Origin of the sequence: Duganella rivi (assembly GCF_009857435.1) — a bacterium.
Taxonomy (GTDB): domain Bacteria; phylum Pseudomonadota; class Gammaproteobacteria; order Burkholderiales; family Burkholderiaceae_D; genus Rugamonas; species Rugamonas rivi.
Map to the genome: position 1 here is coordinate 1 of NZ_WWCK01000014.1, position 4,301 is coordinate 4,301.

General features: G+C 57.5%; 2 protein-coding genes and 2 rRNA genes. 3 read left to right on the forward strand and 1 reads right to left on the reverse strand.

Annotated elements, in window-relative coordinates; all coding sequences use genetic code 11:
* The first annotated feature begins 7 nt into the window (after positions 1–7).
* Positions 8–120: ribosomal RNA gene (gene rrf, locus GTP45_RS27700) — 5S ribosomal RNA — on the forward strand.
* 101 nt (positions 121–221) lie between these two features.
* Positions 222–1,805 (forward strand): methyl-accepting chemotaxis protein, encoded by a 1,584-nt coding sequence (locus GTP45_RS29245; protein ID WP_161017074.1) that lies wholly within the window; start codon positions 222–224, stop codon positions 1,803–1,805.
* Between the two features lie 3 nt (positions 1,806–1,808).
* Here the strand turns inward: GTP45_RS29245 and GTP45_RS27710 are convergent, their stop codons facing one another.
* Complete coding sequence (locus GTP45_RS27710; RefSeq protein WP_166454764.1) at positions 1,809–3,863, reverse strand: TonB-dependent receptor family protein; 2,055 nt, start codon at positions 3,861–3,863, stop codon at positions 1,809–1,811.
* 370 nt (positions 3,864–4,233) lie between these two features.
* On the opposite strand from GTP45_RS27710, the gene GTP45_RS27715 reads away from it, so the two are divergent.
* A 16S ribosomal RNA gene (locus tag GTP45_RS27715) occupies positions 4,234–4,301 on the forward strand; the annotation flags it as partial.

Sequence of the window (4,301 nt, forward strand, 5' to 3'; positions counted from 1 at the left end):
GTCAAAGCTTGATGACCATAGTAAGTCGGTCCCACCCCTTCCCATCCCGAACAGGACCGTGAAACGACTCTACGCCGATGATAGTGCTGCAACCAGTGTGAAAGTAGGTTATCGTCAAGCTAGTTATATAAAAAAATCCTCTATCGGCTCTGCTGGTAGGGGATTTTTTGCATTTGTGCCTTATACTCGTGCTCTTATTATTTCAGTAACCTAGAGGCACAATGAAGTTTTCAGAATTAAAGCTGGCGCATCGCTTCGCTTTACTCATGGGTATTATCGTTGCCGGCTTCGCGCTGTACGGCGGCTGGTCCTTCCATGTACTCAATCACGTTAAGGTCAATGGCCCGATTTATCAGCGGGTAGTACAGGGTAAAGACCTGATCGCGGACATTCTGCCGCCGCCTGAATACATCATTGAATCCTACCTGGTTTCCTTGCAGGCCGTGAGTGCGCCGCCAGCCGAACGCAAGGCACTGATCGACAATCTCAAATCCCTCAAGAACGACTACGACACGCGTCACGACTTCTGGACCAAGGAAGTGCTGGAAGACGATATCAAGGATTTGCTGCTGAACGGCGCCGACAAGCCTGCGCAAGAGTTTTACCAGGTCGCGTTTACGCAGTTTGTGCCAGCACTGGAAAAAGATGATGCGGCAGCTGCCGCTGCCGCATTGGATGTGATGAAGCAGCGCTACGCGCAGCATCGCGCCGCCATCAATAAGCTGGTGGAGCGCGCCACCAAGCGCAACGCCGATGATGAGGCGGACGCCAAATCGCAAATCGCTTCTTCGACCGCCGTTATGCTGACGATCCTTCTGGGCTCCGTCGGTTTGGCTGCCGCGTTCCTGTACGCGCTGGCGCGCAACCTGATGAGCCAATTGGGTGGCGAACCGCGTTACGCAGCCGCCATCGCGGGCAGTATCGCTTCGGGTAATTTGGGCGTCACCATCCACACCTCGCCGCGCGATCAAGATAGTTTGCTGGCTGCGATGAAAGCCATGCAGGACGGCTTGACCAACATCGTTGGCCAGATCCGCAGCGGCACCGGCACCATCGCCAGTGCATCGGTGCAGATCGCATCGGGTAATCAGGATCTGTCGGCGCGCACCGAAGCGCAAGCGTCGGCGCTGGAGCAAACCACGTCTTCGGTGGAGGCGCTGACTGATGCGGTTAAACACAACGCCGGCAATGCGCGCCAGGCGCAGCAGCTTGCGTTGTCCGCATCGGAAGTCGCTGTGCGCGGTGGTGAAGTGGTGGCGCAGGTGGTGGACACCATGGGCGCGATCAACACATCGTCGAAGAAGATCGTGGACATCATTGCGGTCATCGACGGCATCGCATTCCAGACCAATATCCTGGCATTGAATGCAGCAGTGGAAGCGGCGCGCGCCGGTGAGCAGGGACGCGGCTTTGCCGTTGTCGCGACCGAGGTGCGCAACCTCGCGCAGCGTTCATCGGCAGCAGCCAAAGAGATCAAGGTGCTGATTGACGACTCGGTGGAGACGGTTGACGCAGGCGCGCGCCTGGTCAATCAGGCCGGCGCCACGATGGATGAAGTGGTGAACAGCGTACGCCGCGTGACGGATATCATCAGCGACATCAGCGCGGCCAGCGAAGAGCAAACTACCGGCATCGAGCAAATCAGCCAGGCGATACGCCAGATGGATGGCGTGACCCAGCAAAACGCTGCGCTGGTTGAAGAAGCCGCCGCCGCTGCGCACAGCATGCAGGATCAAGCGCAGCATCTGTCGGCAGCGGTCAGCACCTTCAAGCTGTCGGATGAAAAACCGCTGCGCTTACGCTGATCGTTAGAACTGATACAGCGCACTGACTCCTAGCATCCAGTTGCGCTGCGGCGCCGCTTCGTAATAGCGCTTGTTGGTGTCGCCGACGATCACCGAACCGACGTAGTTTTTATCGAGCAGATTGTTTAAGCGCGCGTACTGCTTGAAGCGCCAGCCGCCCCACTGCTGGCGCGCCGTGATGCGTGCATTCAGCACGCCATATCCGGGCGCCGCCTTATCCGCGTTGCTGTCTTCGACGTAGATATCGCTGGCAGCAATCGCCTCCAGCGCTGCGCCCCATCTGCCGGCGCTTTCCTGCCACGCCAGTTCCGCATACGCATTCGCATTTGGCACGCCGGGCAACCGGCTGCCTTTCAGCACATTGCCATAGCCTTGGTCGTAGATCGCGCGCAGCGTGGTAAGCGCCAGGCGCGTGCTAAAGCCATAACGCCATGTCGCATCGAGCGACAACTCCGCGCCTTGGCGCAAAGTCTTGCCGCCGTTGCGATAACTGGTGCGGCCGCCGCTCGCGGTATCGACTACCAGCTCGTCGTCGGTCTTCACCTGGAACAGCGCGGCGTTGATGCGGACGCCATCATTCAGACGCGCTTTGATGCCGCCTTCCAGGTGCGTGCTGTATGCAGGCTGCAATCGGAAATTGAAACCGCCGCCCGTACCCGAGTAGAACAGTTCATTGAGTGTCGGCGTTTCGAAACCGCGCGCCGCGCTCGCGTACACATTCAGTTGTGGCGCCACGCGATACAGCACGCCCAGCACCGGCGTGGTGTGACTGTAGTTGAGCGAACCGCTGTCATTACCGTTGCTGATGAAGTGATCGTCGACCGAAATCTTCACGCGGTTATGACGCAGGCCGGCGCTGAGTTGCCACGCACCACTGTCCCATTCCGTTTGCAGATAAGGATCGAGATTGCTGACCTTATCGTCTTCGTCGCGGCGCAGCGCGCCCTTCACGCCGAACTGATTGCCGATGAAATTCTCGTAGCCTTGGCGCGCATCGCTGGAGCGGCCGTACTCCACGCCGGCAGTGGTAGTCAGCTTGCCGATAGCGAGATGCTGCACATGCGTCCAGCTGATCTCCGCGCCGGAGAAGTCGCGCTCAAAATCCACCACGCCGCCGGAGTGCGTGGCCGGCGCTTGAAACGCCTTGGAGAATGCCTGGTACTGAATCACTTCACGATTGCCGCCGTACGCGGTCACGCGCAAGCGATCATCGCCGAAGTGCTGCTCCCACGCCGCGCCGATTTGCTGATGGCTGATGCTCTTGCGCGTGTTGTAGCGATCGGCCAGCGTGCGTTTTGGTGTTTGCGTATCGGCGTTATCGGTTTCGTTCGCGCGTGGATCGCGCTGATAAGTCGCCCAGGTGACGCCGAGCGGATCTTGCGTGTCGTCTTGTCGCAGTGCGCTGGCGACGATGCTCAGTTTAGCGCCATCGACAGGCGCGAGCGTCAGCTTGGCGTAGGCCTGATCTCGGGTGGCTGCGCTGTGTGCGCGATAGCCGTCGGTATCGAAGCGCGAGGCATCGAGCAGGTAGCCGATACCGCCTTGCTTACCTTGCGCATTGAGGTCGGTCTTGTGCGTGCCGTAACTGCCGCCGCTAACGTTCAACTCCACCGATGGCGCGCCTTCGCCCTCTTTGCTGAATAGCTGAATCACGCCGCCGGCGTGGTTGCCGTAGATTGCGGAGTAAGGCCCGCGCAGTACTTCAATGCGTTCGGCCATATCGAGATTGAAGGTGGCTGCTTGTCCCTGGCCGTCCGGCATGCTGGCCGGGATGCCGTCCGCAATAAGATGCACGCCGCGCACGCCGAAAGCCGACCGCGCGCCGAAGCCGCGTGAAGAGATCTGCAAATCCTGTGCGTAGTTCTGCCGGTTCTGCACCACCAGTCCGGGCACCGCAGCCAATGCTTCGGATGCGTTGACGCGCGGCTGGCTGTCATCGATTGCCACCGCATCAATGGATGCCGGTACATCAAAGCTGGCGCGTTCAGTGCGGGTGCCACTGATGACGACAATCGGCGCTTCGGTAACAGCGGCGGCAAGTAGTGCGGCGATGAACAAAATATCTTCCTTGGTAACGATGAAAACGAACTATAACAAAAAGGCTTGCCAGGTGAGCGCAGGCTTTGTTATAGTTCTGTCCCTCGCAAGACACGGCAAACAAATGCTGAGTTAAGCGAAAAAAACGAAGTAAAAAGAAGGCTTGACGAGATAAACGAAATACTTCATAATCTTGCCTCTTCGCTGATGAACAAAACGCTTCTTCAGCTAGCAACACAAGATGATCTTTAAAAATCAACAGTCGATAAGTGTGGGCATTTGGTGCTGCAACAAAAAGCATTAAATGCTCAACAAGAAATAATACAGTAGTGATACTGTCAGTATTTTGAGTGAGCGAACCATCTCGGTAAAACGAGATAAAACAGAGATTAAACTAAAGAGTTTGATCCTGGCTCAGATTGAACGCTGGCGGCATGCCTTACACATGCAAGTCGAACG